This window comes from Streptomyces sp. NPDC029138 (assembly GCF_055564375.1).
Genome location: NZ_JBVHWM010000060.1, coordinates 1 through 23940, shown reverse-complemented (window position 1 = coordinate 23940; position 23940 = coordinate 1). Strand labels below are relative to the sequence as shown.

Genomic DNA, 23940 nt, shown 5'->3' with positions numbered 1-23940 from the left:
CCGCCGCTCCGCTCAGGCCTTCAGCTTGTAGCCGAAGCCGCGGACCGTCTCGATCCGGTCCTGGCCGATCTTCTGCCGCAGCCGCTGCACATGCACGTCCACGACCCGGGTGTCGCCGCCCCAGCCGTAGTCCCACACCCGCTCCAGCAGCTTGTCGCGGGAGAGCACGGTACCCGGCGCGGCGGAGAACTCCAGCAGCAGCCGCATCTCGGTCGGCGTCAGCGCCACCGGCTGCCCGGCCCGGCGCACCTCCATGCCGTCGGTGTCGATCTCCAGGTCCCCGAAGGCGAGCGTGCCGCCGCCGACGGTCGACCCGGCCTCCTCCGCCTGCGCGGCCCCGCCGGCGTGCCCGAAGCGGCGCAGCACCGCGCGGATCCGGGCGACCAGCACGGCACCGTCGAAGGGCTTGGTCACATAGTCGTCGGCGCCCGCCTCCAGGCCGAGGACGACGTCGATGGAGTCGGCCCGCGCCGACAGCATGATCACCGGCACGGTCGACTCGTCCCGGATCCGGCGGCACAGGCTGACGCCGTCCAGGCCCGGCACCATGACGTCCAGCAGCGCGATGTCGGGGCGGTTCGCCCGGAACGCCTCCAGGCCTGACAGGCCGTCGGGCATCGCGGTGACCGCGAAGCCGTCCCGCTCCAGGGCGAGCTGGGTGGCCTCGCGGATGACGTCGTCGTCCTCCACGAACAGGACGTGGGTCTGGTCTGCCATCCGGGTGCTCTCAGTCCTCGTGGGGTAGGTGTGGCGGTCAGGTGTGCGGGGCGGGGCGGTCAGCTGTCCGGCACGGGTGTCGGGCCCCCGCCGGCGGACTTGCTGTACTCGTTGCGCGTGGGCTTGCCCTGGGCGAACCGTCCCGCCTTCCAGGTGTACGGGGTCACGATCTCACCGGACGGGCTGGAGATCGGGTCGCCCTTCTCGTAGTACTGCCTGGTCACCGAGAGGACGCCCTGGTCGATCTCCGCGTAGACCGGGGACTCCTCGCTCTTGAAGACGCTCCTGAACGAGCCGCTGTCGTCCCGGTACACATACGAACCGATGCCGACCGCGTCGGCACAGGTCAGCACGTTGATGACGACATCGTCCACCGGGGCCCCGGTCAGATTGCCGTAGGAGACGTCGACCGGGTACTCATCGCCGTTGCACGGTTTCAGCTCTCGCTTGACCGCCGGCGACACCTCGGGATCGCTCTTGATCAGCGCGACGGGGTCCACCCGCCGGTAGCTCTCGGACGGGCTGGGGGAGGGGGAGGCGACGGCCCCGGCCACCGCCGAGGCGTGTGCCGGGCCCTCGTCCCGCGCGCCCGTGCCCCCGCTGCCGCACGAGGCGACGAAAAGGGCGAGGGCGGCGAGCGCGGCCCCCACCGCGATCACCGCCTGTGTACTGCCTCGGGCCCGGTCGGGCCCGGCCCCGGTCAGGCCGCGCAACGCTCCCGCTCCTCACGCTCGAGAGCGCGTGCGTCCAGATCGCGGGCCTCCAGCTCCTCACGGAGCCGGGCGAGCGCCCGGTGCAGCGTGCTCTTGACCGTACCGGCCGACATGCCGAGGGCAGCGGCCGTCTCCTCAGTGGACATCTGCTCCCAGTGTCGCAGCACCACGACACTGCGCTGCTTCGGTGCGAGCACCTTCATGACGTCCATCAGCAGAGCCCGGTCGGCGTGCTGCTCGGTGGAGTCCTCCACACGGGCGTCCGGCAGCTGCTCGGTCGGCACCTCTTCCAGCTTGCGCGCCCGCCACCACTCGGTCCGCGTGTTGATCATGACCCGGCGCAGATAGGCGTCGGCGAGCCGCTTGTCGGCGATGCCCTCCCAGCGGCCGTACGTCCGCACCAGCGCCGTCTGGAGCAGGTCCTGGGCGTCGACCGGGTCCGGGACCAGCCGACGCGCGCTGCGCAGCAGCGCGTCCTGCCGGCTGCGGACGTACTCCTCGAATTCGAGCACCTCGCCCTGCGCCATGATCAACCGCCTCCGATTCCCCGTTGTGCTTCCGGCTCTTGCCCGAAGTCCCGCTCTCCCCGCGCCCGGTGGTCGGCCGGGCACGGAGAAGAAGCTACGGAGTGGTTGTCACGAGGCTGTGCGGACCAGCCTGCGGCTGGCAATCGGCTATCCGTCGGTTGTGTAACGGACGGGGGAACGGGGTAAAGCGCGCGGGCGATTCGCTGCGCTATAGGGTGATTTGCCCGGCCGGAGGCTTCGTAACGGACACCGAACGGCTGTGACCTGGCTGTGCGTCAGCCGAGCGGCAGCCGATAGAGACCACCCGGAAGCGGCTCCACCAAGCCGTCCGCGACCAGCCCGTCGAGCGCCCGCGCCCGCTGCACCGGCTCGTGCCACACCCGGTCCAGCACCGCCTGCGGCACCGGCGCGTGCGCCTCCCGCAGCACGGCCAGCAGCTTGCCGCGCACCTGCCGGTCCGTACCGGCGTACGTCTGCCCGCGGCGCGGCGGGCCCGCGTGCTCCGGCTTGCCCGCGAGCCGCCAGGCGCACTGCGCGGCGATCGGGCACCGCGGACACCCCTCGTTCTTCGCCGTGCACACCAGCGCGCCCAGCTCCATGGAGGCGGCGGCCCACCGCGCGGCGGTCCGCTCGTCCTTCGGCAGCAGCTCCCGCGCCAGGCGCCGCTCGGCGGCCGTGGTCGCGTTCGGCGGGTACTGCACCCCCGTCACCGCCCGCGCGAGCACCCGGCGCACATTGGTGTCCAGCACCGCGTGCCGCTGCCCGTACGCGAACGAGGCCACCGCGGCGGCCGTGTACTCACCGATGCCGGGCAGCGCGAGCAGCTGCGCGTGATCCGTCGGTACGTCCCCGCCGTGCCGCTCCGTTATGGCGACCGCGGCGCCGTGCAGGCGCAGGGCGCGGCGTGGATAGCCGAGCCGGCCCCAGGCGCGCACCGCCTCGCCGGGCGCCTCCTTCGCCAGGTCGGCCGGGCGCGGCCAGCGGGCCAGCCACTCCTCGTAGACGGGCAGCACCCGGTTCACCGGGGTCTGCTGGAGCATGAACTCGCTGACCATCACGCCCCACGGGCCCGCCTCCGGGCGGCGCCAGGGGAGGTCACGGGCGTGGGCGTCGAACCAGGCGATCACAGGGGCGTGCAGCATCTCAGTCATGGCTCTTCCGATCCTGCCACGGGTTGGCGGACCTGATGGGCGACGGCGCGGTCACTCAGCGTGGCGGAACGCGAAGAACCGCGCCGCCCGCGGCAGTTGCCGGGATGATGATCCGGAAAAGTTGGCGCCGGCGCGGCGGGTGGCGCGAGCGAGCGCGGCGATCTCTCGTACAGTTTGCGCCGTGGGATCTCTGCGCAATCCGGTCGGGCCGCTTCCCTCCACCATCTACTGGCGTCGGAGGGCCGTACTGCTGTCCGTGGTCGCCCTGTTGGCGGTGGTGATCACGTGGATCGTCACCGCAGGCGGCGGGGGCGGCAAGAAGAACGCCGACGGCTCCAACGGCAAGAATCCCACACACACCATCACGCCTGGACCGAGCCCGTCCGGTTCCGCCATCAGCCAACATCCCGGCGGACGCGACGAGTCGGGCGGCGGCGACACCGGCGGCAGTGACTCCGGTTCCGCGTCCGGCTCCGGTTCCGCCTCCGGCGGGGACGGCGGCTCGGCCGGCGGCTCCTCGGGCGCAGGCGACGGCTCGGGTTCGGGTTCCGGTACGGCGTCCGGTGGCGGCGGCGTCGGTACGGGCGACACGCTCCCGGCGTCCTCCACGCTGCCCAACTGCACAACCGGTGCGGTGGCGTTGAGCCTGCGCAGCGTGCACAACTCCTACTCGCCGGATCAGACGCCGACCTTCGAACTCACCGCGAAGAACAGCTCGTCGGCCGACTGCAAGGTCGATCTCGGTCCCAAGAACGCGGTGTTGACGGTCACACCGGCGGACGGCGACGACACGTTCTGGTCCTCGGCCGACTGCCCCAAGGGCGCGGGCAGCCTGGTGTTCCGGGTGCCCGCCGGCCAGAGCATCACGTACACCGTGAAGTGGGACCGCAAACCGAGCGCGGCCCACTGCGAGACGCCGTCCGGCGGTTCGGCGAAACCGGGCACGTACCTGCTGGAGGCCAAGACCCCGGGGTTCGGGAAGGCCCAGGCGTCGTTCGTGCTGTCGGCTGACTGAGGAGGGGGCGGCGCCGGTGCGGCTGTAGCCCCCTGAGGGGCGCGGGGAACTGCGCGAGAAACCACGACGCACCCGCAGCCGCCTTACCGCGCCCGGCACCGAGTTTCTCAGGCGCCCGGCCGGACCTCAGACGTATCGCTCCAGGATCGACGACTCCGCCAAGCGCGACAGCCCCTCCCGTACGCTCCGCGCGCGGGCCTCGCCGACCCCGTCCACGGTCTGTAGGTCGTCGACGCTCGCGGCGAGCAGCTTCTGGAGGCCCCCGAAATGCTCCACCAGCCGGTCGATGATGGCACCCGGCAGCCGCGGCACCTTGGCCAGCAGCCGGAACCCGCGCGGGGACACCGCCGAGTCGAGCGTCTCGGGAGACCCCGTGTAGCCCAGCGCGCGCGCCACCGTGCCGAGTTCGAGAAGCTCCGCGTGGGTCAGTGCGTCCAGCTCGGCCAGCGCCTCCTCGACCGTGCGGGACCGCTTGGCCGTCGGCTCGGGCACATAGTCCCGGACGACCAGCTCGCGGTCGGGTTCGACCCCGGCGATCAACTCCTCCAGCTGGAGGGCGAGAAGACGGCCGTCCGTGCCCAGCTCCACCACGTACTCGGCGATTTCGGTGGCGATACGGCGGACCATCTCCAGCCGCTGCGCCACGGCGGACACGTCCCGGACCGTCACCAGGTCCTCGATCTCCAGCGCCGACAGCGTGCCCGCGACCTCGTCCAGCCGGAGCTTGTACCGCTCCAGGGTCGCCAGCGCCTGGTTCGCGCGGGACAGGATCGCCGCCGAGTCCTCCAGGACGCGGCGCTGACCGTCGACGTAGAGAGCGATCAGCCGCATCGACTGGGAGACCGAGACCACCGGGAAGCCGACCTGCTTGCTCACGCGGTCCGCCGTGCGGTGCCGCGTGCCCGTCTCCTCCGTGGGGATCGTCGGGTCCGGGACCAGCTGGACGCCCGCGCGCAGGATCTTCGACAGGTCCGACGACAGCACGATGCCGCCGTCCAGCTTGCACAGCTCCCGCAGCCGGGTCGCGGTGAACTCGACGTCCAGCACGAAACCGCCCGTGCACATCGCCTCGACCGTCTTGTCGGAGCCGAGGACGATGAGCCCGCCGGTGTTGCCGCGCAGGACGCGCTCCAGGCCGTCACGCAAGGCCGTACCGGGTGCCACGGCGCTCAGCGAGGCGCGCATCAGACGATCGGAACCGGCACTCCCACCGGACTTTCCGGGAGCTGCTGCCCGGTCGTTGGCTGCCACTGCACTCCTCCGGTCGCAGGTTCTGACGCGCTCCCGCACCCGCACTCGGTTCGTACGGACGGGCGAGACCTGCGCAAAGTCTACCGGCGCTCCTCCGCCTCCCGTGGGGCCTCTCGGCGACGGGAGCGTGGCAGAACCCGGAGCGCGTCCCCCATGTCGGCGACTTCCAGGACCTTCATGCCGTCCGGCACCTTCCCCGGATCGGACGGGACCAGCGCGTGCGTGAAGCCCAGCCGGTGCGCCTCGGCGAGCCTGCGCTGCACGCCCGTGACCCGTCTGACCTCGCCCGCGAGCCCCACCTCGCCGATCGCGACCAGGTTCTTCGGCAGCGGGGTGTCGCTGGCGGCGGAGGCGAGGGCGAGCGCGATGGCGAGGTCGGCGGCCGGCTCCGACAGCTTCACGCCGCCGACCGTCGCCGAGTAGATGTCCCGCTTGCCGAGCGCGCTGATCCGGCCGCGCTGCTCCAGGACGGCCAGCATCATCGACACACGCGAGGTCTCCAGGCCGGACGTCGTACGCCGCGGGGAGGGGATCTGGGAGTCGACGGTCAGCGCCTGCACCTCGGCCACCAGCGGGCGGCGGCCTTCCAGGGTGACGGTCAGGCAGGTGCCCGGGACCGGCTCGGCCCGGCGGGTCAGGAACAGGCCGCTGGGGTCGGCGAGACCCACGATGCCCTCGTCGTGCAGCTCGAAGCAGCCGACCTCGTCCGTCGCCCCGTAGCGGTTCTTCACGCCCCGCACCAGACGCAGGCGCGCGTGCCGGTCGCCCTCGAAGTGCAGGACGACGTCCACCAGGTGCTCCAGCAGGCGGGGGCCGGCGATGGCGCCGTCCTTCGTGACGTGGCCCACGAGCAGCGTGGACATGCCCCGCTCCTTGGACGCCCGGATCAGCGCGCCCGCCACCTCGCGGACCTGGGCCATGCCGCCGGGCGCGCCCTCGATCTCCGGGGAGGCCACCGTCTGCACCGAGTCGAGGATCAGCAGGGACGGCTTGACCTCGTCCAGGTGGCCCAGGACGGCGGACAGGTCGGTCTCGGCGGCCAGATAGAGGTCGTCGTGGAGTGCGCCGATGCGGTCGGCGCGCAGCCGGACCTGGCTCGCCGACTCCTCGCCGGTCACATAGAGAGTGCGGTGCTCGGGGTCGGCCGCCTTGGCGGCCACGTCCAGCAGCAGGGTGGACTTGCCGACGCCGGGCTCGCCCGCGAGCAGGACGACCGCGCCCGGAACGAGACCGCCGCCGAGCACCCGGTCCAGCTCCGGCACGCCGGTCGAGCGGGCGGTGGCCTGCCGGCCGTCGACCTGGCCGATGGGCAGCGCGGAGGTGGTCACCCGGCCCGGTGTCGTGGTCCGGACCGCGGGCGCGCCGTACTCCTCGACCGTGCCCCAGGCCTGACACTCCGGGCAGCGGCCGAGCCACTTGGCCGTCTGCCAGCCGCACTCGGTGCAGCGGTAGGACGGGCGGTCCTTGGTGGTCTTGGTACGGGCAGCCATGCGGAAACCGTAGCCGGGAGCACTGACAACGGGACCGGCGGACGGGTGCGAAGGCGCGGAGAGCACGTGTGGGTGAACCGTTCTCGGCCATCACCCACCGGGATCCAGACGCGGAATAAAGGGTTCCTGTCCCCTTATGAGGGATCGTTTCACCCGTACGGATTAAAAGTGCTCAAGGTTCCAGAACGGGCACTCCGCCGCCGCCTACGGTCGCACGGGTGATGAGCAGCAGTCCGGAGACGACCACCCGCACGACAGGCGCGCACCGGGCGCATCGCGGGGCACGTGAGGCCCGTGACGCACGACGCGAAGCGCGCGAGAACCGTGAGGCGAAGGAGGCGCGCGACCGCGCCGCCGCGCGCACCGTCGCCCAGCGCACGCCGGCGCGTTACGAGCCGTACCTGGACGGCCTGTTCACCTACTGCCTGTCCGTCCTGTGCGACCACGACACGGCCGTCGCCGCCCTCGGCGACGTCATCGCCCTGGCCGAACGACGGGGCCACCGCGCCCCCGAGGCCCCCGGTGACCGCAGGGCCTGGCTGTACGCACTGGCCCGCTGGGCCTGCCTCCGCAAGCTGGCCGAGGCCAAGCAGAAACGTCAGGCCACGCATGCGGCGGGGCGCGGTGGGGCCGGGCGCGGCGGGGCGGGGGGCGCCGGAAAAGGGTCGGACGGGGGCGGCGGGAGGAAGTCCGGCGGTGCGGGGAAAGGGAATGCCGGGAGTGCCGGGAGCGCGGGCGGGGGTGGCGCCGGGGTAGCCGGGACTGCCTGGGCTGCCGGGACCGGGACCGGGGCCGCCGGGACTTCATGGGCGCCCGGGGCTGCCGCTGGCGGGGCTGTCGGGACAGACGGGACTTCCTGGGTCCAAGGGATCACCGGGTCCGCCAGGCCTTCGGGGTCCGCCAGGCCTTCGGGGTCCGCCGGGCTTGCGGGGTCCGCCGGGCCTGTGGGGTCCGCCGGGCCTGCGGGGTCCGCCGTATCCGGGCCCGCCGGGCCCGGCGGGCCCGCCGTGTCCGGGTCCGCCGGGCCCCCCGCAGGGACTCGGTGGCCCCCCGCAGCCGCCGGGGCTTCCCGGACCCCCGGGCCCACCGGCAAAGAGGCCCCCGCATCAGCCGCCCTCCGCCCGGAGATCCAGGAGCAGCGGCGTCGGGAACTCGCGCTGCTGGCCTGGCCGGAGGCCGCCGGCACCACGCCCGAGCAGCGCGAGGCCCTGGAACTCGCCGTCCGTCACCACCTGGCCACCCACGAGGTCGCCGCCGTCCTCGGCATGGAGCCCGCCGCCGCGCGGGAGCTGCTCGCCTCCGCCGCCTGTGAGGTCGAGCGCACGCGCGCGGCCCTCGCCGTGGTCGAGACGGGCGGCTGCCCGAGCGTGGCCCACCTCACCGGCGACAACCGGCTGGTCCTCAGCACGGCCCTGCGCCGCGAGCTGGTCCGGCACGTCGACGACTGTCCGCGCTGCCGCCGCGCCGCCGAGCGCGCCGCCCCCGGCCGCTGGCCCGGCGCCACGGTCACCCCCGCCGAACTGCCGGTCCTGGAGGCCCCGCGCGCGGCCCTCGGCACGGCCCTGGCACGCCACCCGCGCACGCGGGGCACGGCCGTACCCCGCTTCGACCGGCGCGGCTTCCCGATGGACCCCAAGGACCGCGCGGCCCGCCGCGACCGCATCCGCGCGCGGGCGGTCACGACGACGGTCGTCGCCACGGTGGTCGCCGCGCCCGTCCTCGCCCTCTGGGCCGCCTATCGGGGCGGCCCGGCCGGGGAGGACGACGGGCGCTCGGCGACCGCGCGGGAGGCGCAGGGTCCCGAAGCGCTCGGCGGCGACACGTCCGGCGGCTACGAGAACGCGGGGAACGCCAGCGTGAAGCCGGGCCTCCGCATGGGCAGGAACGGCAAGGCGGACGTCTCGGTGGAGGTCGTCAGCGTCGACGGCATGGGCGGGAAGGGCGCGGGACAGCTGGACGTCAGCGCCGCCAACGACGGGGACACGACCCTGATCACCCTCACGGCGTCCGGCGCGGCCGAGGTCCGCTGGTCGGTGTCCACGTCGGCCGCCTGGCTCTACTTCAGCCAGTCCTCGGGAACCCTGGAGCCGGGCCAGACGTTGACGATCAAGGTGTACGTCGACCATCTGCGCGAGCCGTCCGGCCACTGGCACGCGCAGGTGGCGGTGGCACCGGCGGGCGCGGTGGTCTCGATCGACGGCTACGGCACGGCACCGAGCCGCCCGACCCCGACTCACGCCTCACCGACACCCCCGTCGCCGCCGCCGAGCACACCGCCCACCGAGCCCCCCGCCACGCAGTCCCCACCGCCGGCGGACCCGACGCCGACCCCGACGACCCCGCCACCCTCCGACTCATCGACCCCGACTCCCAGCCCCACCGACACCGACACCGAGACTTCGGCCCCGACGGACAGCTAGGCGGGGCGGGTCCTTCCCGCCGAGCGAGTCGGGGGGAAGGGGCGGCGCAGGGGGAAGGTCGTTACGGGGTCGCCGGGTCGGCCGGGTGGGGCGCCAGCAGGGGCAACTGCGACGCCAGCCGCGCTTCGCACAGCTCGACCAGGCGGTCGTAGCCCGCCTTGCCCATCAGCTCCGTCAGCTCGGCCCGGTAGGACACGTACACCGGCTCGCCCGCGCCGTGCGCCGACGTCGCCGAGGTGCACCACCAGTGCAGGTCATGCCCGCCCGGTCCCCAGCCCCGGCGGTCGTACTCCCCGATGGACACCTGGAGCACCCGCGTGTCGTCCGGCCGGTCGATCCAGTCGTAGGTCCGCCGGATCGGCAGCTGCCAGCACACGTCAGGCTTGGTCTCCAGCGGCTCCCGCCCCTCCTTCAGCGCCAGGATGTGCAGCGAGCAGCCGGCCCCGCCCGCGAACCCGGGCCGGTTCTGGAAGATGCACGACCCCTGGAACGGCCGCGTCTGCCGGGAACCCTCCTCGTCCTCGGAGACCCACCCGCCCCGCGTGCCCTCGTCATGGTGCTGCCAGATCTCCGGCGTGAGCCGCGCCACGTGCTCGGCGACCCGCTTCTCGTCGTCCTCGTCGGAGAAGTGCGCCCCCAGCGTGCAGCACCCGTCGTCCGCACGGCCCGCCTGAATGCCCTGGCAGCCACTGCCGAAGATGCAGTTCCAGCGAGAGGTCAGCCATGTCAGGTCGCAGCGGAAGACCTGCTCGTCGTCCGCCGGATCAGGAAACTCCACCCAGGCGCGGGCGAAGTCGAGCCCCTTCTCGTCGCCCATCTTCGCCTCCATGGAAGTTTTGGCGGCCTTACGTCCTTTGCCCGCCTTGTCGACCTTCGCCTTTTTCGTCTTTGGCACGCGTCCAGGGTAAGTGGCCCGGCCCCGCATCGGGGACCGAGCACGGACGTTCTGGCAGTAGCGTTCCGTACATGAGACTCGGTGTCCTGGACGTGGGTTCGAACACGGTGCATCTGCTGGTGGTGGACGCCCACCCCGGCGCGCGCCCGCTGCCCGCGCATTCGCACAAGGCCGAACTCCGGCTCGCCCAGCTCCTCGACGACAGCGGTGCCATCGGCGACGAGGGCATCGACCAGCTGATCGCCGTCGTACGGGACGCGCTCCAGGCCGCCGAGGACAAGGGCGTCGAGGACCTGCTGCCGTTCGCGACCTCCGCCGTCCGCGAGGCCACCAACGCCGACGAGGTCCTCGCGCGCGTGGCCGACGAGACCGGCGTACGACTCCAGGTCCTCACCGGCGCCGAGGAGGCCCGGCTCACCTTCCTCGCCGTACGCCGCTGGTTCGGCTGGTCCGCCGGAAAGCTGCTGGTCCTGGACATCGGCGGCGGCTCCCTGGAGATCGCCTTCGGCATGGACGAGGAACCGGACACGGCCGTCTCCCTCCCGCTCGGCGCCGGCCGTCTCACCGCCGGCTGGCTGCCCGGCGACCCGCCCGCCCCGGAGGACGTCCGCGCGCTGCGCCGCCACGTTCGCACGGAGATCGCCCGCACGGTCGGTGAATTCAGCCGCTTCGGCGCCCCCGACCACGTGGTCGGCACCTCCAAGACCTTCAAACAGCTCGCCCGCATCGCCGGCGCCGCTCGCAGCGCCGAGGGCCTCTATGTCCAGCGCGAACTCAAGCGCGAGTCCCTGGAGGCCTGGGTCCCGAGGCTGGCCGGCATGACGATCGACCAGCGGGCCGAGCTTCCCGGCGTCTCGGACGGCAGGGCCGGCCAGCTCCTCGCGGGCGCCCTGGTCGCCGAGGGCGCGATGGACCTCTTCGGCGTGGAGAGCCTGGAAATCTGCCCCTGGGCCCTGAGGGAGGGCGTGATCCTCCGGCGCCTCGACCACATGGGCTCGGATTAGCGCCCCGAAGGGGCGCGGGGACTGCGCGAACAACCACGACGCACCCGCACCCGCGCAAATGGCAAACCTCACAACGGCGAATAGGCACCCAACGCAGGCACCACCCAACGCCGTAAGGTGACGGACGTGGCTGAACCAACAGACGTGCGTATCGCACTGTCGACCGCCTCCGTCTACCCGGAGTCGACGGCGACGGCCTTCGAGATCGCCGCGCGCCTCGGTTACGACGGCGTCGAGGTCATGGTGTGGACCGACCCGGTCAGCCAGGACATCGAGGCGCTGCGCCGCCTGTCGGACTACCACGGCGTCCCGATCCTGGCCGTCCATGCCCCCTGCCTGCTGATCACCCAGCGGGTCTGGTCCACCGACCCCTGGGTCAAGCTCCAGCGAGCCCGGGCGGCGGCGGAGAAGCTGGACGCGTCCACCGTCGTCGTCCACCCGCCGTTCCGCTGGCAGCGGCAGTACGCCCGGGAGTTCGTCGACGGGATCTGGCGCATGGCGAACGAGACGGACGTACGGTTCGCCGTCGAGAACATGTACCCCTGGCGCTACCGCGACCGCGAGATGCTCGCCTACGCCCCCGACTGGGACGTCACCAACGACGACTACCGGCACTTCACGATCGACCTCAGCCACACGGCGACGGCCCGCACCGACGCCCTGGGCATGATCGACCGCATGGGGGACCGGCTCGGGCACGTCCACCTCGCCGACGGCCGGGGCTCCGCCAAGGACGAGCACCTGGTCCCCGGCCGGGGCACCCAGCCCTGCGCCGAACTGCTGGAGCGCCTGGTGCACACCGGCTTCGACGGCCATGTCGTGATCGAGGTCAACACCCGGCGGGCGATGTCCGGCGCCGAGCGCGAGGCCGACCTCGCCGAGGCCCTGGAGTTCACGCGCAAGCACCTGGCCGCGGCGGCCGTACGGGTGACCCGCCGATGACCGCCACCCCGCCGGCGAACGACACCGCCCCCGAGCCCGCCCGGCGCCGGGGCCGGCCTCCGCGCACCGAGTCCGCCGGCACCCGGGACCGTATCCTCGCCGCCGCCCGCGAGGAGTTCTCCGCGCGCGGGTACGAGAAGACGTCCGTACGCGGCATCGCCAAGGCCGCCGGCGTGGACTCCGCGCTCGTCCACCACTACTTCGGCACCAAGGAGCAGGTCTTCGCGGCGGCCATCGAGGTCGCCTTCGCCCCCGCCCTGAACGCGCCGAACGCGGTGGCCGACGGCCCGCTGGACGGCGTGGGCGAGCGGCTGACCCGCTTCATCTTCGGCGTCTGGGAGAACCCCACGACCCGCACGCCCCTCCTCGCCATCCTCCGGTCCGCCGTGAACAACGAGACCGCCGCCGCCGTCTTCCGCCGTCTCGTCGCCTCCCAGCTGCTGCGTCGCATCGCCGCCCAGGTGGACCTGCCGGACGCGGAGCTGCGCGCCGAGCTGGCCGCCGCGCAGATCGTGGGTACGGCGATGATGCGCTACGTGATCAAGCTGGAGCCGCTGGCCTCGGCGGACCTGGAGCAGATCATCGCCCGGGTGGCACCGGTCGTACAGCACCACCTGACGAGTCCGTGAAACGCGCGTCCCGTAATTCGGACACCTTGTCCCGCCAGCTGGATGACCGGCGTACGCTCGACAACAGCCACATCCGTCTGAAGGAGCGAGCGACGATGCCCGAGCTGAGGTCCCGCACAGTCACCCACGGCCGCAACATGGCGGGCGCCCGCGCCCTTATGCGCGCCTCCGGTGTACCCGGTGCGGACATCGGCCGGAAGCCGATCATCGCCGTCGCGAACTCCTTCACCGAGTTCGTGCCGGGCCACACCCACCTCCAGCCGGTCGGCCGGATCGTCAGCGAGGCGATCACGGAGGCGGGCGGCATCCCGCGCGAGTTCAACACGATCGCCGTGGACGACGGCATCGCCATGGGCCACGGCGGCATGCTGTACTCCCTGCCCTCCCGCGACCTGATCGCCGACTCGGTCGAGTACATGGTCGAGGCCCACTGCGCCGACGCCCTGGTCTGCATCTCCAACTGCGACAAGATCACCCCGGGCATGCTGATGGCGGCTCTGCGCCTGAACATCCCGACGGTCTTCGTCTCCGGCGGCCCCATGGAGTCCGGCCGCGCCACCCTCGTGGACGGCACGGTCCGCACGCTCGACCTGGTCGACGCGATCTCCGACGCCGTCAACGACAAGATCTCCGACGAGGACATCCTCCGTATCGAGGAGAACGCCTGCCCGACCTGCGGCAGCTGTTCCGGCATGTTCACCGCCAACTCGATGAACTGCCTGACCGAGGCCATCGGCCTCTCCCTGCCCGGCAACGGCTCGGTCCTCGCCACCCACACCGCGCGCAAGCAGCTCTACGTCGACGCGGCCCGCACGGTCATGGACCTCACCCGCCGCTACTACGAGCAGGACGACGAGTCGGTCCTGCCGCTCAACATCGCCACCATCCAGGCCTTCGAGAACGCCATGGCCCTGGACATCGCGATGGGCGGCTCCACCAACACGATCCTCCACCTGCTGGCAGCCGCCCAGGAGGCGGGCGTCCCCTTCGGGCTGGACCAGATCGACGCCGTCTCGCGCCGCGTGCCCTGCCTGGCCAAGGTGGCCCCCAACGTCGCCAAGAACCGCACGTACTACATGGAGGACGTGCACCGCGCCGGCGGCATCCCCGCCCTCCTCGGCGAGCTGCACCGCGCCGGCCTGCTCAACGAGGACGTCCACGCCGTCCACAGCCCGTCCCTGTCCGACTGGCTGAAGACCTGGGACGTCCGCGGCGGCTCCCCGTCCCCCGAGGCGGTCGAGCTGTGGCACGCGGCGCCCGGCTGCGTCCGCTCCTCCGAGGCCTTCTCCCAGTCCGAGCGCTGGGAGGCCCTGGACGACGACGCCGAGAACGGCTGCATCCGCTCCGTCGAGCACGCGTACTCCAAGGACGGCGGCCTCGCGGTCCTGCGCGGCAACCTCGCCGTCGACGGCTGCGTGGTGAAGACGGCCGGCGTGGACGAGTCGATCTGGACCTTCGAGGGCCCGGCGGTCGTCTGCGAGTCCCAGGAGGAGGCCGTCCAGCGCATCCTGACCCAGGAGGTCAAGGACGGCGACGTCGTCGTCATCCGCTACGAGGGGCCCAAGGGCGGCCCCGGCATGCAGGAGATGCTGTACCCGACCTCGTACCTGAAGGGCCGCGGCCTCGGCAAGACCTGCGCCCTGATCACCGACGGCCGCTTCTCCGGCGGCACCTCGGGCCTCTCCATCGGCCACGCCTCGCCCGAGGCGGCCTCCGGCGGCACGATCGCCCTGGTCCAGGACGGCGACCGCATCCGCATCGACATCCCGAACCGCACGATCGAGCTGTTGGTCGACGAGGCCGAGCTGGCCCGCCGCGAGCAGGCCCTGAACGGCGTCCACGCCCCGAAGAACCGCGACCGCAAGGTCTCCGCCGCCCTCCGCGCCTACGCGGCGATGGCGACGAGCGCGGACAAGGGCGCGGTGCGCGACGTCTCCCTGCTGGGCTGATCCCCGGCAGAAGGGGCCGCTCCCGGTCGGGGGCGGCCCCTTCGCCGTATCAGTGGGCCGTTGGACCTATCCGCGTGATCGGGCTGTTCACCGTCTCCGGGTCACCAGGCCCTTCATCGCGTCCAGGGTCACCAGGCCGACGGTTTCCCGCCGTCCACGGCGAACACCGTGCCGTCGGGTGCGGCGGCGAGGACGCGGGCGCCGACCGGCACCGGCGCGGGCGGGGTGCTCATGACCTCCGCCGAGTTCGCGCCCAGCCGCGCCGGCGTCTGCCCGACGAGCCTGCCGTTCCCGGCGTCGACGGCGAGCAGCCGGCCGTCGCTCGCGGTGAGGTACACCTGCCCGCCCCGGACGACGGGCGCCGAACCGCGGCTCACCGACGTCTCCAGATGCCACAGGTGCTTGCCCGACGCCCCTGACGCCAGGTCCACGGCGTCCAGGGAGCCGCCGGTGGCCAGCACGTACACGACATTCCCGCGCACGGTCGCGTGCGCGCCGTCGAGGACGGCGGGCAGCGCGACGCGCCGGGTCGCACCCGTCCCGGGCGTGTAGCGGACGATCTCCTCGGCGCCGTACGCGCTGTCCACGGCCAGGAAGAACACCGAACCGTCCTGCGCCGCGAACGGTTTGAGCCAGCCGTGGAGCCGTACGTCCCACCGCACCCGGCCCGTGCCCGGGTCCACGGCGGTCACCCGGGTGCTCGTCCCGTCGGCGGACGTACGCGTCGCATACGCCGTCGAGGCACCGGGGAACGCGTCGAACGCCGGCACGCCCTGGCCGGGGACCGCGCTCCGCCAGCGGGTGGCGCCGGTCGCGCCGTGCACGCCGGTGACCGTGCCGTCGGCGCTCGTGAGCAGGGCCGTGTCACCGGCGTACCGCACGGTCGTCCCGGCCGGCAGCCGCCGCTGCCACACCTGCCTGCCCGTGGCCGGGTCCAGCCCCGCGAGCCGTGAGCCGCCGTCCGTGTACGGCTGCACCAGCCCGCCGGAGAGGGCCGGAGGCCCGCTCGTGGAGCGGGTGTCGACCGAGCGCCGCCACAGCAGCCCGCCGTCGCTCGCGGAGAGTGCGAAGACCACACCCGGCCGCGCGCAGAACACCTTCCCGCCCTCGTACGCGCAGTGCGGCATGCCCTCGCCGCCGACCGCCGGCCGGGCCGTCCACGTACTGCCGGAAGCCGCCGTCAGGGTCGGCGCGCTGTCCCCCTTGGCTGCCTGATCGTTTCCGCCGGAGGCCCACACCGAGACGAGCGCACCGAGCAGCGTCAGCCCAAGACCTCCGGCCGCCAACGCCACCACCCGCCGACGCCACAGGCGCCGGACCGTACGCCGACCGGCGCCCTCGGAACGACCGGCTCCCGCAGGAGCACCCCCTGCCTCCGCCTCGACGTCTGCCGGAGCCCCGTCCTCGCTCGTCGGCTGCTCCACGCCCGTCCGCTGCGCGGGTATGAACGCCTGGGTGTCGTACGAGGCCGCCACCGAGCGCAGTTCCCGCATCAGCTCGTCCGGCGTGGGCCGGTCCGCGGGCTCCTTGGCGAGACACCGCCGCACCAGCGGCGCGAGCCCCTCCGGTACGCCGGTCAGGTCGGGCTCGTCATGGACCACCTGGTAGGCGACGACGTACGGGCTGTCGGAGTCGAACGGGCCGCGCCCGGTTGCCGCGTGCACCATGACCGAGCCGAGCGCGAAGATGTCGGCGGCCGGGCCGACTTCACGGGGCCGCCGGAACTGCTCGGGCGCCATGAACGGCGGCGTGCCGATCAACTTGCCGGTCTCGGTGCGCAGTTCGCTGTCCTTGGGCCGGGAGATGCCGAAGTCGATGACTTTCGGCCCGTCCTCGGCCAGCAGCACGTTGCTGGGTTTGAGATCCCGGTGCACCACCCCGACCCGGTGGATGTCCCGCAGCGCCTCGGCGAGCCCGGCCATCAGCCGGCGCAGCTGCTCCGCGGCCATGGGACCCTTCCGCTTCACGTGGTCGGAGAGGGTCGGCCCGGGGATGAACAGGGTGGCCATCCAGGGGCGTTCGGCCTCCGGATCGGCGTCCACGACGGACGCCGTGAAGGCCCCGCTGACCCTGCGCGCGGCGGCCACCTCCTGCCGGAAACGGCCCCTGAACTCGGGATCCCGCGCGAACTCGGCGTGTACGACCTTCACGGCGAGCCGCATCCCGGACGTGCTCCGGGCGAGGTGTACGACCCCCATGCCGCCGGAGCCCAGGCAGGACTCCAGCCGGTAGTGCCCGGCGTACTCGGGAAGTTCCGCTTCCGCGCCCGCTCCGGTGTTGCGCTGTGGCGCCATGGACCACCCCCGTGCTCTTCGTCCGCGCGCGCGACGCACGGAGCCTAGTCGATGACTCGTACGAGACCGAGGCGGCTTGCTAGCGTCTGGGTGCGAGTCGCGCACATGCGTTTCGCGCCGAGTTTCAAGGAAACGACGGGGGAGGACCATTTTCATGTCAGTCGACCGCGCACAAGAGGCCGAGGCCATCGAGAGCGGAGCCGGCGGTGCCGAGAGCGTGGTGACGGAGGCGGCGGCAGCCGTCCGCACCTACGCCGTCGCGCCCGGCGTCCGGTTGAACGTCCGCAGTGGCCCGGGCACCCAGTACAACCTGGTCCGCGTTCTGCCGGAGGGCGTCCGGGTGCCGATCTACTGCCAGACGCCCGGCACGACGGTGTCGGGCACCTACGGCACGACGAACATCTGGGACCTCATCGACAGCGGCGAGTACGTCTCGGACGCCTACGTCCACACAGGCACCGACGGCTACATCGCCCCACGCTGCGGCTGACCCAGCCCGCACGCACGCGGCACGGCCGGGGCGGGCCGGGCCGGGCACCGCTCCCGGCTGACACCGACCGGCACCTGCTCCGGGCACGGCCAGCGCCGGCTGCGGTCTATACGGGCATGGCTGGCTGCGGGCCATACGGGCAGGGCCGGCTGCGGTTCATACGGGCACGGCCGGTTGCGTCACGTGACCACCGCAGGCTGCGTCACACGGGCGCCGCCGGCGGCGGTCCACACAGGCGCGGCCGGCCGCAGGCCATACGGGCACGGCGGGCCGCGGTCCACACGGGCACGGCCAGCTGCGTCACACGGGCACGGCCGGCCACGGTCCACACGGGCACGGCCGGGGCGGTCCATACGGGCCCGGCTGGGACCGGGCTGGGGGCGCGCCGATCCCCGCCGACGTCGGCAGCGGTCTGCGGTGGCAACCGATCCCGGCTGACGTCGGCAGCCGCCCGCGTCGGCAACCGGACACCCCGCCGGGGTCTTGCCTCGGCGGGGCACCGACCGACGCGGAACCCGCCACCCAGCGGGGACCGGGCCGGCCCGGGAGCGGCCGTCCCACCACGCCCCCCGCCCCGCGCACGCCCCACCCACACCCCGCCCCGCCCGGAAACCCATCCACCCCTGGGGCGATAATCGTCCCGTGAGCGACGAAACCGGCACCCCGGACACCTCGGCGGGCTCCGACGGCCGCGCGGCCCAGGGCGATGGCGTGCCGCCCCAGGACGGCGGCCCCCGCCCCGAGTCCCTGCGCTTCTTCGGCACCTCCTGGGTGAACCACGACAACGGCTACGCGGCCCGCCGCGCCGGCGTCGCCGTCGGCTCCCTCGCCACCGCCGTCGTCTCCTGTCTGGTGCTGCGCCTCGCCTACGAGGGCATCCAGATCGCCGACACCGGCTCCTTCGTGACCGTGCTGATGGTCGCCATGTTCGCGATCTGTAGCGCGCTCGCCTTCCGCAACACCTGGGAGGGCTTCGGCAAGCGCCACGACCCGCAGCGTCAGGCCTCCCTGCGCGGCCTGCTCGCCGTCGGCTTCGTCGGCTCCCTCCTCGCCTACTTCTTCCGCTCCCTCACCGAGGCACCGGGCGAGAAGCTGCACCGGGAGGAGTACGAGCAGGCCCGCGAGGCCCACGCACGCCGCTCGACCCGCCGCACCGGCAACCCGTCGAGGAAGAAGCGCCGCCGGTAGAACGACCGGCGGAACGACAACGGCGGCGCGACGACGGCGGCACGAAAAAGGGATACGGCAGGCGCCTGCCGATGCCGTAGACAGGACGCCATGACCGTCACTCAGCCGTCGCCCGCCGACCCCCACGCCTCCCACACCGCCCGAGCCGCGTCCTTCAACTCCGCCGCCGCCCAGTACGCCGCGAACCGCCCCTCCTACCCGCCCGCCCTCTTCGACGCCGTCGAGGAACTGGCCGGCCGCCCCCTTCCCGGAGCCAGGACGGTGGACGTCGGCGCCGGAACCGGCATCGCCACCGCCCTCCTGCACGCTCGCGGCGCCGACGTCCTCGCCGTCGAACCCGGCGCGGGCATGGCCGCCGAGTTCCGCCGCGCGCACCCGCACATCCCGCTCGTCCGGGGCAACGGCAACGCCCTCCCCGTCGCCGACGCCCACGCCGACCTCATCACCTACGCCCAGGCCTGGCACTGGACCGACCCGGCCCACTCGGTGCCGGAGGCGCTGCGCGTGCTGCGTCCGGGCGGTGCGCTGGCGCTGTGGTGGAACACCGAGGCGCTGGACGTGGAGTGGATCGCCGACGCCGCCCGCCGCGTCGGCCGTTTCCTGGGCCTCGACGTCGCCGCCGAGACGCGCAAGGCCAGTGAGCGCGTCGAGCTGGCCGACCCCAGCGGGCGTCTGGACTTCGCCCGCCGCACGGTCCGCTGGAGCCGCCGCGTCCCGGTCGACACCCACCTCGCCAACCTCGGCAGCCACTCGGCCTTCCTCGTCAGCCCCGAGGAGCGCAGGACCGCCTTCCTCGACGAGGAGCGCACCCACCTCCTGAAGGTCTTCCCGGACGGCACGGTCGAGGAGACCTACGACGTCCTCCTCCTCGTCTCCCGCAAACCCTGACCCAACGCCCCACTCCTCTCACCCCTTTCACCGGCTCTCACCTCTCCTGCTCCCTCGCACTTGACGTCCCAACCCCTCCAGCCCAATTATTCATCACATGGTGAATTACGAGCCGGACCCTCCGTCCCTCTCCGCCTCCCCGACCCCCGCCGTCCACGCCGCCGTCCACGCCGACGACCTCACCGTCACCCGCGGCCCCCGCACGGTCCTGCGCCACCTCAGCTTCACCGTCCCTCGTGGCCAGATCACCGGCCTGCTCGGCCCCTCCGGCTGCGGCAAGTCCACCCTCATGCGCTCGATCGTCGGCACCCAGGCCAAGGTCACCGGCACCCTGGATGTCCTCGGCCACCCGGCCGGCCACCCCACCCTGCGCAGCCGCATCGGCTACGTCACCCAAGCCCCCTCCGTCTACGACGACCTCACCGTCCGTCAGAACCTCGACTACTTCGCCGCGATCCTCGACCCCGGCCGCGCCGCCGCCGACCGCCGCCACCAGCACGTCACCCAGGCCATCGCCGACGTCGACCTCACCAGCCACGCCGACGTCCTCGCCGGCAACCTCTCCGGCGGCCAACGGGGCCGCGTCTCCCTCGCCGTCGCCCTCCTCGGCACCCCCGAACTCCTCGTCCTCGACGAACCGACCGTCGGCCTCGACCCCGTCCTCCGCCGCGACCTGTGGAACCTCTTCCACGACCTCGCCGCCGCCCGCGGCACCACCCTCCTCGTCTCCTCCCACGTCATGGACGAGGCCGAGCGCTGCCACCGCCTCCTCCTCATGCGCGAGGGCGAGATCCTCGCCGGGGGCACCTCCCGGCCGGAAGCCGGGGGAGACACCCCGGACGCCCTGCGCACCCGCACCGGCACCGACACCGTCGAGGCCGCCTTCCTGCGCCTGGTCGACGAGGCCGCCACGGGCCGCACGAAAGAGAGCACCCGATGAGCCCCAGCCCCCTGAGCACGGTGAGTACGACGACCCCGGCTGCCCCCGCCACAGGCCCCAGCGCCCTCAACGCCTCCCGCACCACCGCCACCGCGGCCCGGGTCCTGCGCCAGCTCCGCCACGACCCGCGCACCATCGCGCTGCTGATCCTCATCCCCTGCCTGATGCTGATCCTGCTGCGCTACGTCTTCGACGCCAGCCCACGCACCTTCGACAACATCGGCGCCTCGCTGCTCGGCATCTTCCCGCTGATCACGATGTTCCTGGTCACCTCCATCGCCACCCTGCGCGAACGCACCTCCGGCACCCTCGAACGCCTCCTCGCCATGCCCCTCGGCAAGGCCGACCTCATCGCCGGCTACGCCCTCGCCTTCGGCGCCCTCGCCATCGTCCAGTCCGCCCTCGCCACCGGACTCGCGGTCTGGCTCCTCGGCCTCGACGTCACCGGCTCCCCCTGGCTGCTCCTCCTCGTCGCCCTCCTCGACGCCCTGCTCGGCACGGCCCTCGGTCTCTTCGTCTCGGCCTTCGCGGCCTCGGAATTCCAGGCGGTCCAGTTCATGCCCGCGGTGATCTTTCCCCAGCTCCTCCTCTGCGGCCTGTTCACCCCCCGCTCCGACATGCACCCCGCCCTGGAGGCCGTCTCCGACGTCCTGCCGATGTCGTACGCCGTCGACGGCATGAACCAGGTCCTCCACCACACCGACATGACGGCGACCTTCGTCCGCGACGTCCTGATCGTGGCCGGCTGCGCGCTGCTCGTGCTGGGCCTGGGCGCGGCGACGCTACGACGGCGTACGGCGTGACCGCGCACCCCGCCGGGCGACATTCCGCCCACCGGACAACCCACCCGCACACCGCACCCCGGTGCCAGACTGAACCGCATGAGCCAGAAAGTCGCAGTCCTCGGCACCGGCAAGATCGGCGAAGCCCTGCTCAGCGGAATGATCCGGGCCGGCTGGGCCCCCGACGACCTCCTGGTCACCGCCCGCCGCCCCGAACGCGCCGAAGAACTCCGCACCCGCTACGGAGTAAGCCCGGTCACCAACACCGAGGCCGCCAAGACCGCCGACATCCTGATCCTCACGGTCAAGCCGCAGGACATGGGCACCCTCCTGGACGAACTCGCCCCGTACGTCCCCGCCGACCGCCTGGTCATCAGCGGAGCCGCCGGTATCCCCACCTCCTTCTTCGAGGAGCGCCTGGCCGCGGGCACCCCTGTCGTCCGAGTCATGACCAACACCCCCGCCCTCGTCGACGAGGCCATGTCGGTCATCTCCGCCGGCAGCCACGCCACCGAACAGCACCTCGCGCACGCCGAGGAGATCTTCGGTGGCGTCGGCAAGACCCTTCGCGTCCCCGAGAGCCAGCAGGACGCCTGCACCGCGCTCTCCGGCTCCGGCCCGGCGTACTTCTTCTACCTGGTCGAAGCCATGACCGACGCCGGCATCCTGCTCGGTCTCCCGCGCGACAAGGCCCACGACCTCATCGTCCAGTCCGCGATCGGCGCCGCCGTGATGCTCCGCGACAGCGGCGAACACCCCGTCAAGCTCCGGGAGAACGTCACCTCCCCGGCCGGCACCACCATCAACGCCATCCGCGAGCTGGAGAACCACGGCGTACGAGCCGCCCTCATCGCCGCCCTGGAAGCCGCCCGCGACCGCAGCCGCGAACTCGCCACCGGCAAGAAGGACTGACCCGACCGCCCCACGCCGGCCCCCGGGCGGTGGCCCGCCCGCCGCCCGGAGCGCTTCCAGGCAGACCGCCCCCCCGCAGACCGTCGCCCGGCTAACGGGCGGTGCTCAGCGAAGGCTCCGCCACGGGCGGCAGCAGCCCGATCGCCCTGTAGGCCGTATCGACCGTCGGCCGAGCCAACGCCCGCGCCTTCTCCGCACCATCGCGCAGCACCCCCTCCACATACGCCGGATCAGCGCACAGCTCCCGGTGCCTGGCCTGCACCGGCCGCAGCACCTCCACCACCGCCTCCGCGGTGTCCTTCTTCAAAGAGCCGTACGAGTCGTAAACGTCTGCCAGTGACTCAGGGTTCCCGCCCGTGCACGCAGCGAGAATTTCCAGCAGATTCGCGAGGCCAGGACGCTCAGCCCGGTCGTGGACGACGTCCCGCCCGCTGTCCGTCACGGCCCGCAGCACCTTCTTGCGCACCACGTCCGGCTCGTCCAGCAGATAGACGACCCCCGCCCCCGAGTCGTCCGACTTCCCCATCTTCCGCGTCGGGTCCTGAAGGTTCATCACCCGCGCAGCCACCTGCGGAAGCGTCGCCCTCGGCACCACGAACGCCTGCCCGTACCGCTGGTTGAACCGCACCGCCAGATCCCGGGTCAGCTCCACGTGCTGCGCCTGGTCCTCGCCGACCGGCACCTCGTCCGTGCCGTACGCCAGGATGTCCGCCGCCATCAGGACCGGATACGTCAGCAGCGACAGCCGCACGCTCCCCCCGCGCTCCCGCTCCTTCGCGGCCTTCTCCTTGTACTGGATCATCCGCCGCATCTCACCGTCGGTCGCCACGCACTCCAGCAGGTACGACAGCCGCGTGTGCTCGTCGACATGGCTTTGCAGGAACACCGTGCACACCTCGGGGTCGAGCCCGGCCGCCAGCAACAGCGTCGCCGTCTGCCGGCTGAGCCTGCGTACGCGCGCCGGATCGTGGTCCATGGTCAGCGCGTGCAGATCCACCACACAGAACAGCGAGTCCGCCCGATGCTGGTCCACCTCTGCCCAGCGCCGCATGGCCCCCAGGTAGTTGCCCAGGGTCAGGTGCCCGGTCGGCTGAATCCCGCTGAAGACCCGAGTCATCTCCACTCCACCTTCTGGTCGGGACCGCCGCCCCTGCGGCCGGCCCCCGAGACCCGGAGGGAGATACGAGAACGGCCGCCGAAGCGGCGGCCGTTGAGTGCATACGTGAGTACGGCCGCCGTCAGGCGGCCCACCAGAGCTGGGTACACGTACGCGTCATCACGCACTCCACAGTACGCCTCCGGGGTGTCCCACGGCAGCGAGTTGACACACCCCGTGCCGCTACGTAGTGTTCTCCGAGTTGTCCGACGTGAGCGCCGACCCCGGTCGGTCCCCGGACAGCCATTCCGCAAGCACCACCCACTCAATCGACGCTCTGGTGTCGACTGCTTTGGCGTGCGTATTTGCGAAATGAGGAATCCGCGTTCGAAAGGACGCGGGCCCCCGATTAGCTCGGGAGCCAGGAATCCGCTAAAGTCTCACTCGTCGGAGCGGCCCAACGGCCGGGAAGACAACCCCCACTGACCGGGGATCAGACGCCGAAAGGATCTGATAGAGTCAGAACCGCCGGAAAGGGAAACGCGAGAGCGGGAACCTGGAAAGCACCGAGGAAATCGGATCGAGAAAAGATCTGATAGAGTCGGAAACGCAAGACCGAAGGGAAGCGCCCGGAGGAAAGCCCGAGA

At 72.5% G+C, this 23940-nt stretch carries 21 protein-coding genes and 1 pseudogene; 13 read left to right on the top strand and 9 right to left on the bottom strand.

From position 1 onward, the window contains the following. Positions 1–12: 12 nt before the first annotated feature. The 4 genes from cseB to ACZ4WH_RS33450 form a co-directional block, all read right to left on the bottom strand. Positions 13–717 (bottom strand): two-component system response regulator CseB, encoded by a 705-nt coding sequence (gene cseB, locus ACZ4WH_RS33465; protein WP_468187915.1) that lies wholly within the window; start codon positions 715–717, stop codon positions 13–15. 59 nt (positions 718–776) lie between these two features. Next, positions 777–1430, bottom strand: a complete 654-nt coding sequence (locus ACZ4WH_RS33460; RefSeq protein ID WP_468187914.1) for a hypothetical protein — start codon at positions 1428–1430, stop codon at positions 777–779. After that, entirely contained in the window at positions 1418–1957 is a 540-nt protein-coding gene (locus ACZ4WH_RS33455; RefSeq protein WP_356341915.1) for a SigE family RNA polymerase sigma factor, read from the bottom strand. The genes ACZ4WH_RS33460 and ACZ4WH_RS33455 overlap by 13 nt, the downstream gene beginning before the upstream one ends. A gap of 275 nt (positions 1958–2232) precedes the next feature. Beyond that, complete coding sequence (locus ACZ4WH_RS33450) at positions 2233–3108, bottom strand: HhH-GPD family protein (protein ID WP_468187912.1); 876 nt, start codon at positions 3106–3108, stop codon at positions 2233–2235. Between the two features lie 181 nt (positions 3109–3289). Between ACZ4WH_RS33450 and ACZ4WH_RS33445 the strand changes: the two genes are divergently transcribed. After that, positions 3290–4123, top strand: coding sequence for a hypothetical protein (locus ACZ4WH_RS33445; RefSeq protein WP_468187910.1), 834 nt, complete (start codon positions 3290–3292; stop codon positions 4121–4123). Between the two features lie 126 nt (positions 4124–4249). Here ACZ4WH_RS33445 and disA read toward each other — a convergent pair whose 3' ends face one another. Further along, positions 4250–5374, bottom strand: a complete 1125-nt coding sequence (gene disA, locus ACZ4WH_RS33440) for a DNA integrity scanning diadenylate cyclase DisA (protein ID WP_361694237.1) — start codon at positions 5372–5374, stop codon at positions 4250–4252. Between the two features lie 80 nt (positions 5375–5454). Continuing rightward, positions 5455–6864: a DNA repair protein RadA gene (gene radA, locus ACZ4WH_RS33435; protein WP_468187908.1), complete on the bottom strand. Its 1410-nt coding sequence runs from the start codon at positions 6862–6864 to the stop codon at positions 5455–5457. Between the two features lie 221 nt (positions 6865–7085). Here radA and ACZ4WH_RS33430 point away from each other — a divergent pair. Together ACZ4WH_RS33430 and ACZ4WH_RS33425 are read left to right on the top strand one after the other, a co-directional pair. After that, a pseudogene (locus ACZ4WH_RS33430) lies at positions 7086–7499 on the top strand (hypothetical protein); the annotation flags it as partial. Positions 7500–7871: 372 nt separating this feature from the next. Further along, positions 7872–9284: a BACON domain-containing protein gene (locus ACZ4WH_RS33425; RefSeq protein ID WP_468187976.1), complete on the top strand. Its 1413-nt coding sequence runs from the start codon at positions 7872–7874 to the stop codon at positions 9282–9284. Positions 9285–9345: 61 nt separating this feature from the next. Here the strand turns inward: ACZ4WH_RS33425 and ACZ4WH_RS33420 are convergent, their stop codons facing one another. Then, positions 9346–10179, bottom strand: coding sequence for a DUF3109 family protein (locus ACZ4WH_RS33420; RefSeq protein ID WP_468187906.1), 834 nt, complete (start codon positions 10177–10179; stop codon positions 9346–9348). Positions 10180–10250: 71 nt separating this feature from the next. Between ACZ4WH_RS33420 and ACZ4WH_RS33415 the strand changes: the two genes are divergently transcribed. From ACZ4WH_RS33415 to ilvD, 4 genes are all read left to right on the top strand, one after another. Next, the gene (locus tag ACZ4WH_RS33415) at positions 10251–11183 is read left to right on the top strand and encodes a Ppx/GppA family phosphatase (RefSeq protein ID WP_468187904.1); all 933 of its coding nucleotides are present in this window, start codon (positions 10251–10253) and stop codon (positions 11181–11183) included. Between the two features lie 117 nt (positions 11184–11300). After that, a complete protein-coding gene (locus ACZ4WH_RS33410; protein WP_468187903.1) occupies positions 11301–12125 on the top strand; it encodes a sugar phosphate isomerase/epimerase family protein in 825 nt (274 codons plus the stop codon). Beyond that, complete coding sequence (locus tag ACZ4WH_RS33405) at positions 12122–12754, top strand: TetR/AcrR family transcriptional regulator (protein ID WP_468187901.1); 633 nt, start codon at positions 12122–12124, stop codon at positions 12752–12754. The genes ACZ4WH_RS33410 and ACZ4WH_RS33405 overlap by 4 nt, the downstream gene beginning before the upstream one ends. 95 nt (positions 12755–12849) lie before the next feature. Next, positions 12850–14703 (top strand): dihydroxy-acid dehydratase, encoded by a 1854-nt coding sequence (gene ilvD, locus ACZ4WH_RS33400; RefSeq protein WP_468187900.1) that lies wholly within the window; start codon positions 12850–12852, stop codon positions 14701–14703. Positions 14704–14831: 128 nt separating this feature from the next. Here the strand turns inward: ilvD and ACZ4WH_RS33395 are convergent, their stop codons facing one another. Further along, positions 14832–16997, bottom strand: a complete 2166-nt coding sequence (locus tag ACZ4WH_RS33395) for a serine/threonine-protein kinase (protein ID WP_468187898.1) — start codon at positions 16995–16997, stop codon at positions 14832–14834. A gap of 154 nt (positions 16998–17151) precedes the next feature. Between ACZ4WH_RS33395 and ACZ4WH_RS33390 the strand changes: the two genes are divergently transcribed. The 6 genes from ACZ4WH_RS33390 (at position 17152) to proC (ending at position 22197) form a co-directional block, all read left to right on the top strand. Next, positions 17152–17487 (top strand): SH3 domain-containing protein, encoded by a 336-nt coding sequence (locus ACZ4WH_RS33390; protein WP_468187896.1) that lies wholly within the window; start codon positions 17152–17154, stop codon positions 17485–17487. A 642-nt stretch (positions 17488–18129) separates the two neighbouring features. Next, the gene (locus tag ACZ4WH_RS33385; RefSeq protein ID WP_468187894.1) at positions 18130–18675 is read left to right on the top strand and encodes an EamA/RhaT family transporter; all 546 of its coding nucleotides are present in this window, start codon (positions 18130–18132) and stop codon (positions 18673–18675) included. A gap of 90 nt (positions 18676–18765) precedes the next feature. Beyond that, positions 18766–19563, top strand: coding sequence for a class I SAM-dependent methyltransferase (locus tag ACZ4WH_RS33380; RefSeq protein WP_468187892.1), 798 nt, complete (start codon positions 18766–18768; stop codon positions 19561–19563). Positions 19564–19660: 97 nt separating this feature from the next. Next, positions 19661–20503: an ABC transporter ATP-binding protein gene (locus ACZ4WH_RS33375; protein ID WP_468187890.1), complete on the top strand. Its 843-nt coding sequence runs from the start codon at positions 19661–19663 to the stop codon at positions 20501–20503. Next, on the top strand, positions 20500–21306 hold the full coding sequence (locus ACZ4WH_RS33370; RefSeq protein ID WP_468187888.1) for an ABC transporter permease: 807 nt from the start codon (positions 20500–20502) through the stop codon (positions 21304–21306). The genes ACZ4WH_RS33375 and ACZ4WH_RS33370 overlap by 4 nt, the downstream gene beginning before the upstream one ends. A gap of 78 nt (positions 21307–21384) precedes the next feature. Beyond that, positions 21385–22197, top strand: coding sequence for a pyrroline-5-carboxylate reductase (gene proC, locus ACZ4WH_RS33365; RefSeq protein WP_468187886.1), 813 nt, complete (start codon positions 21385–21387; stop codon positions 22195–22197). A gap of 91 nt (positions 22198–22288) precedes the next feature. On the opposite strand, the gene trpS is transcribed toward proC, so the two are convergent. After that, positions 22289–23314, bottom strand: coding sequence for a tryptophan--tRNA ligase (trpS, locus tag ACZ4WH_RS33360; RefSeq protein ID WP_468187884.1), 1026 nt, complete (start codon positions 23312–23314; stop codon positions 22289–22291). Positions 23315–23940: the final 626 nt, after the last annotated feature.

Bases quoted from the DNA above. Each gene is read 5' to 3' on its own strand.
- cseB (WP_468187915.1), bottom strand. From the start codon at position 717: ATGGCAGACCAGACCCACGTCCTGTTCGTGGAGGACGACGACGTCATC.
- ACZ4WH_RS33455 (WP_356341915.1), bottom strand. From the start codon at position 1,957: ATGGCGCAGGGCGAGGTGCTCGAATTCGAGGAGTACGTCCGCAGCCGG.
- ACZ4WH_RS33450 (WP_468187912.1), bottom strand. From the start codon at position 3,108: ATGACTGAGATGCTGCACGCCCCTGTGATCGCCTGGTTCGACGCCCAC.
- radA (WP_468187908.1), bottom strand. From the start codon at position 6,864: ATGGCTGCCCGTACCAAGACCACCAAGGACCGCCCGTCCTACCGCTGC.
- ACZ4WH_RS33415 (WP_468187904.1), top strand. From the start codon at position 10,251: ATGAGACTCGGTGTCCTGGACGTGGGTTCGAACACGGTGCATCTGCTG.
- ACZ4WH_RS33405 (WP_468187901.1), top strand. From the start codon at position 12,122: ATGACCGCCACCCCGCCGGCGAACGACACCGCCCCCGAGCCCGCCCGG.
- ilvD (WP_468187900.1), top strand. From the start codon at position 12,850: ATGCCCGAGCTGAGGTCCCGCACAGTCACCCACGGCCGCAACATGGCG.
- ACZ4WH_RS33395 (WP_468187898.1), bottom strand. From the start codon at position 16,997: ATGGCGCCACAGCGCAACACCGGAGCGGGCGCGGAAGCGGAACTTCCC.
- ACZ4WH_RS33390 (WP_468187896.1), top strand. From the start codon at position 17,152: ATGTCAGTCGACCGCGCACAAGAGGCCGAGGCCATCGAGAGCGGAGCC.
- ACZ4WH_RS33380 (WP_468187892.1), top strand. From the start codon at position 18,766: ATGACCGTCACTCAGCCGTCGCCCGCCGACCCCCACGCCTCCCACACC.
- ACZ4WH_RS33375 (WP_468187890.1), top strand. From the start codon at position 19,661: ATGGTGAATTACGAGCCGGACCCTCCGTCCCTCTCCGCCTCCCCGACC.
- ACZ4WH_RS33370 (WP_468187888.1), top strand. From the start codon at position 20,500: ATGAGCCCCAGCCCCCTGAGCACGGTGAGTACGACGACCCCGGCTGCC.
- proC (WP_468187886.1), top strand. From the start codon at position 21,385: ATGAGCCAGAAAGTCGCAGTCCTCGGCACCGGCAAGATCGGCGAAGCC.
- trpS (WP_468187884.1), bottom strand. From the start codon at position 23,314: ATGACTCGGGTCTTCAGCGGGATTCAGCCGACCGGGCACCTGACCCTG.